Here is a 5,185-nt window from a genome sequence, read left to right on the forward strand (position 1 = left end):
GCGAGCCGTGCAGGACGTTCTGCTCTTCGGTGGTGAAGGGGAACGACGGCGTCTCGACGTACCCGGCCGAGGCGAGGGCGTTCGACACGCGTCGGCGGCCCTGCTGGGCGGCGGTCAGGCCGCGGCCGGAGGGCGGGGTGGGCAGCACCGAGGGGATGCGGTCGTACCCTTCGATGCGGGCGACCTCTTCGGCCAGCGTCCACTTGTCGGTCAGGTCGTGGCGCCAGGACGGCGCAGTCACCGCCCAGCCGGCGTCGCCCTGCGCGACGGAGCAGCCGATGAGGCGCAGCGCCGAGACGGTCTCGTCGTCGGTGTAGTCGACGCCGATCAGACCCGACACGAAGCCCGTGGGCAGCGTGATCGGCTCGCGTCGGTAGGTCGACGACAGCGACCCGCCGAGCTCGGTGTCGAGCGTGCCGCCGGCGAGTTCGACCATGAGCGATGCCACGCGTTCGGCGGCGACGTAGGGCACGAGCGGGTCGACACCGCGCTCGAAGCGGCGCGACGCCTCCGACGGCAGCTTGTGCCGGCGCGCGGTGCGGGCGATCGACACCTGGTCGAACGTCGCCGCCTCGATGAGCACGTTGCGCGTCGCATCGCTCATCTCGGTGGGACCGCCGCCCATGACACCGGCGAGACCGATCGGGCCGGACTCGTCGGTGATCAACAGGTCTTCGGCGTTGAGCGTGCGCACCTGGCCGTCGAGGGTCTCGAGTTTCTCGCCCTGCTCCGCACGGCGCACGGTGATGCCGCCCTGCAACCGGTCGAGGTCGTAGCCGTGGATGGGCTGGCCGAGCTCGAGCATGACGTAGTTGGTGATGTCGATGAGCACCCCGAGCGAACGGATGCCGGCCAGCGACAGGCGCGTGATCATCCACGGCGGCGTCGGACGCGAGGGGTCGACGTCGCGCACGATGCGGGCGACGAACTCCGTCGCGCCGGCGCGTCCGCGGATGGGCGCCCTGTCGTCGACCGCCACCGAGAAGCCTCGCGGTGTACGGGCGACGGCGTCGTCGTGACCGGTCCCCGGGTCGCGGAAGGCGGCTCCCGTGGCGTGCGAGTACTCGCGGGCGACCCCGCGCAGCGACAGGGCGTAGCCGCGGTCGGGGGTGACGTTGATCTCGACCGCGAGGTCGTCGAGCCCCAGCAGCGCGATGGCATCCGTTCCGACGGGCGCGTCGATGCCGAGGTCGATCAGACGCAGGATGCCGGAGTGCTCGCTGCCGAGCCCCAGTTCTTTCGCCGAGGCGATCATGCCGTCGGAGACGTGACCGTAGGTCTTGCGAGCGGCGATCGGGAAGGGTCCGGGCAGCACGGAGCCGGGCAGGGTCACCACGACCTTGTCTCCGACGAAGAAGTTGCCCGCGCCACACACGACACCGCGGACTCCCCCGTGCTCGGCGCCCACGTCGACCTGGCACCAGCGGATGGTCTTGCCGTTGGACTGCGGCTCGGGGGTGAACTCCTTCACCTCGCCGACGACGATGGGGCCGGACAGCTCGAAGCGGTGCACGTCTTCTTCTTCGAAGCCGACGGACACCAGCGCTTCGAGGACGTCTTCGGGTGTCGCCTCGACGGGCACGTCGACGTACTCGCGCAACCAGGAGAGCGGGACGCGCATCAGACCACCATTCCGAACTGCTCGCTGAAGCGCACATCGCCCTCGGCCATGTCGCGCATGTCTTGCACGTCGCTGCGGAACATGAGCGTGCGCTCGATGCCCATGCCGAAGGCGAAGCCCGAGTACTCCTCGGGGTCGATGCCGGCCGCCCGCAGGACGTTGGGATTCACCATGCCGCAGCCGCCCCACTCGATCCAGCGCGCACCGCCCTTGAAAGTCGGGTGCCACAGGTCGAGTTCGGCGCTCGGCTCGGTAAAGGGGAAGAAGTTGGCACGGAAGCGCGTCTTGGCCTCGGGGCCGAACAGCACGCGCGCGGCGTGGTCGAGCGTGCCCTTGAGGTGCGCCATCGTGATGCCCTTGTCGATGACGAGGCCCTCGAACTGCGTGAACACCGGCAGGTGCGTCGCGTCGAACTCGTCGGTGCGGTACACCCGGCCCGGGCACAGCACGTAGATCGGCAGATCGCGCTCGAGCATCGACCGCACCTGCACGGGGCTGGTGTGCGTGCGCAGCACCAGGTGACGGGCGACCGGGTCGACGAAGAAGGTGTCCTGCATCTGCCGAGCGGGGTGGTCGACGTCGAAGTTCAGCGCGTCGAAGTTGAACCACTCGTGCTCGAGCTCGGGCCCCTCGGCGATCTCCCACCCCATGCCGACGAAGATGTCGGACACCTGCTCCTGCAGGAGCGAGATCGGATGCCGTGCCCCCACGCGCGCGCGCTGCGGCAGCGCCGTGACGTCGATGCGCTCGGCCTCGAGCTGGGCGGCCGTCTCGGCCTCGGCCAGTTCGGCCTCGCGGGCGACGAGCGCGTGGTTCACCTGCCCGCGGGCCTGACCGACGAGCTTGCCGACGGCGGCCTTCTGGTCGGGGGCGACCTGACGCATCTGGGCGTTCAGCCGCGCGAGGGCGGACTGCTCACCGGTGTGCGCGGAGCGGGCGGCTTTCAACTCGGCCGTGGTCGCGGCCGCGGCGATGGCCGCGAGGGCGGCATCGATGGCGGAGGCGACGGCCTCGGGGGTGATCTCAGGTGCGTCGGACACGAGATGAGAGTCTACCGACGGGCGGGGACACAGCCCCACCCGTCGGTCGCGGCACAGCCCGGAGCCGCCGCGCTGGGCGACGAGGAGGGGCGTGTCGGTCGCCCCCGGCGGGAGGGGCTGGACCGGGGCGGCGACGGCGCCGCGCGGCGAGCGCCGAAGACGCTTCTCGACGAGTGTCGCGACGAGCGACAGCAGCAGGCAGAGGGCGATGTAGATCGCACCCACGACGATCGTCGCCGGGATGATGGGCGAACCGACGGTCGGTTGCGCGCCGATGTACTTGGCGTAGAACAGCAGCTCGGGGTAGGTGATGACGAAGCCGAGCGCGGTGTCTTTCAGGGTCACGACGAGCTGAGCGATGATCACAGGCATCATTGCGCGGATCGCCTGCGGGAGCAGCACGAGGCGCATGACCCCGGCCTTGCGAAGGCCGACGGCGTAACCCGCCTCGGCCTGACCGCTCGGCAGCGACTCGACACCGGCGCGGATCACTTCCGCAAGCACCGAGCCGTTGTAGCAGACGAGCGCGATGACCACGGCCCAGTACGGCTCCATCCCGATCCCGATCACGGGGAAGCCGTAGTAGAGCAGGAACATGAAGACCAGCACCGGGATGGCGCGGAACACCTCGATGACCGCCGTGAACGGCCAGCGCACCCAGGCGTGCGCCGAGAGACGCCCGACGGCGAGCAGCAGTCCCAACGCGAGCGCGCCGACGGCGGCCACGACGAAGGCCGCGAGGGTGCGCATCGTCGCCTCCCCGATCTGCACCCAGACATTCGTGTAGGTGAACGCCGACCATTTCTGGGCGGTGAACTGGCCGGTGTCGACGAGGCGCCAGACGAAGAAGCCGACGATGGCCAGCACGACCAGGATCGTCACTGCACCGAGGATGCGGTTTCGGGCGATGGCCTTGGGCCCGGGGACGTCGTACAGGACACTGCTCATCGAGCGACCCTCCATCGATTCTCAAGCGTTCGCTGCAGCCACGAAAGCAGCAGGACGAGCGCGACGAAGGCGACCATGATCCACAGGATGACGATGAACGCGTTCTCACCACGCTCACTGAGGTAGTTACGGACCGAGCCGAGGTTCACGATCGAGAAGCCTGCGGCCACGGTGGTGTTCTTCAGCAGGGCGATGAACACGCTCATCATCGGCGGGATGACGGAGCGGAAGGCCTGCGGCAGCACGATGAGAGACATCACCTGGCCGAAGCCGAGCCCCAGGGCTCGTGCCGCCTCCGCCTGCCCGACCGGGACGGTGTTGACACCCGAGCGGATCGCCTCGGCGACGTAGGTCGCGGTGTAGATACCGAGCGCACAGATACCGAGCGTGAGCGAGACGTTGCCCGTCAGCCGCAGCCCCAGCAGGGGTGGCAGCGCGAACACGAAGGCGAAGAACACCAGGGTCAGAGGGGTGTTGCGGATGGCGCTGACGTAGAACGTGCCGACGCCGCGCGCAATCGGGATCGGCGAGACGCGCATCGCGCCGACGATGATGCCGAGGACGAGCGCGAGGGCGCCGCCGGCGAAGAACAGCACGAGCGTGCCGACGAGCGCTTCGCTCCAGATGTCGAGGTTGTCGGTGATGACACCCATGCGTGGTCCTTATCTCGGAAGACGGGATTCAGGGGCGGCGCGAGAGCGCCGCCCCTGAACGGGTCACTCGTCGGCGGTGGGCTGCTCGCCCTCGATGCCCGAGGGCGCGAGGTTCTTGTCGAACAGTGCGGTCCAGACATCGCCACCGTCGTTGAAGAGGGTGTTGATGTGGTCCTTCAGCACCGTGTCGCCCTTGGGGAGGCCGACGCCGTAGCGCTCCTCGCTGAAGGTGTCGCCGGCGATCTTGAACGCGTCGGGCTCCTGCGCGACGTAGCCGGCGAGGATGGCCTGGTCGGTGGTCACGGCGTCGACCGAGCCCGCGCGCAGCTGCTCGAGGCACTGCGTGTAGGTGTCGTACTCGACCGTGTCGCCGGGGCTGTATTCGTCGCGGATACGCTGCAGCGGGGTCGAACCGGTCACCGAGCAGACGATCTTGCCTGCGAGGTCGTCGGGTCCGTTGATGTCATCATTGTCGGCCGCGACCAGCAGTCCCTGGCCGGTGATCAGGTACGGACCGGCGAAGTCGATCGATTCCTTGCGCTTGTCGGTGATGGAGTAGGTGCCAACGTAGTAATCGATGTTGCCGTTGACCAGTTCCTGCTCGCGGTTGGCCGAGGGGATCGTCTTGTACTCGATCTTGTCGGCGTCGAAGCCGAGCGATGCCGCGATCCACTGCGCGATCTCGACGTCGAAGCCGCCGCGCTCGTTGCTGACCGGGTCCTTGAAGCCGAGGCCGGGCTGGTCTTCCTTGACGCCGACGACGACCTTGTCAGCCGAGACCATGCGCTCGTATGTGGGGCTGCCGTCGAGCGAGACGTCGGAGGCGACCTCCCACAGCTGGGTGGTGTCGGCGCCATCGCCTTCGGCGCCGGGAGCCGCGCCGGGGGTGCCGCTGTTGCAGGCCGTCAAAGCCAGCAGGCCGG

General features: G+C 68.8%; 4 protein-coding genes and 1 pseudogene. All 5 read right to left on the reverse strand.

Features of this window, described 5'->3' with window-relative positions:
* Positions 1-1,621: phenylalanine--tRNA ligase subunit beta (gene pheT, locus RWP81_RS14035; protein WP_314457100.1), on the reverse strand; the 1,621-nt coding region annotated here is incomplete at its 3' end.
* Positions 1,621-2,661: a phenylalanine--tRNA ligase subunit alpha gene (pheS, locus tag RWP81_RS14040; protein ID WP_314457104.1), complete on the reverse strand. Its 1,041-nt coding sequence runs from the start codon at positions 2,659-2,661 to the stop codon at positions 1,621-1,623. The genes pheS and pheT, both read right to left, overlap by 1 nt.
* Before the next feature lie 162 nt (positions 2,662-2,823).
* Positions 2,824-3,624 (reverse strand): annotated as a pseudogene (locus RWP81_RS14045) (amino acid ABC transporter permease); the annotation flags it as partial.
* Positions 3,606-4,262, reverse strand: a complete 657-nt coding sequence (locus RWP81_RS14050) for an amino acid ABC transporter permease (protein ID WP_314457102.1) — start codon at positions 4,260-4,262, stop codon at positions 3,606-3,608. The pseudogene RWP81_RS14045 and the gene RWP81_RS14050, both read right to left, overlap by 19 nt.
* Before the next feature lie 63 nt (positions 4,263-4,325).
* Positions 4,326-5,180: a glutamate ABC transporter substrate-binding protein gene (locus RWP81_RS14055; RefSeq protein ID WP_314457106.1), complete on the reverse strand. Its 855-nt coding sequence runs from the start codon at positions 5,178-5,180 to the stop codon at positions 4,326-4,328.
* Positions 5,181-5,185: the final 5 nt, after the last annotated feature.

Origin of the sequence: uncultured Microbacterium sp., from assembly GCF_963521695.1 — a bacterium.
Classification (GTDB): domain Bacteria; phylum Actinomycetota; class Actinomycetes; order Actinomycetales; family Microbacteriaceae; genus Microbacterium.